General features: G+C 65.1%; 1 pseudogene. It reads left to right on the plus strand.

Annotated features, from left to right (window positions below):
• A pseudogene (locus ACKX14_RS16520) lies at positions 1–232 on the plus strand (MlaD family protein); the annotation flags it as partial.

The following is a 232-nucleotide window of genomic DNA, read 5'->3' on the forward strand; positions in this document are numbered from 1 at the left end:
CGCAAGCTCACGCAGTCGCTGTCCGATCCGAAGGGGCCGTTGATGACGACGCTCTCCGGTGCCGGCACCGATCTGACGGCCGCAACGCAGTCGATGCAATCCGCAGCCAACGTGTTGACGTACGAAACGCTGCCGCAGCTCAATGGCTTTGCACGCGAGGCCCGCCAGGCCGTGCGCGGTTTCGACCATGCCGTGACCGACTTCAACGCCCGGCCGCAAAGCGTGCTGTTTG

The organism is Thermorhabdus hydrogeniformans (assembly GCF_049310025.1).
Classification (GTDB): domain Bacteria; phylum Bacillota; class Thermosediminibacteria; order Thermosediminibacterales; family Tepidanaerobacteraceae; genus JBJYKD01.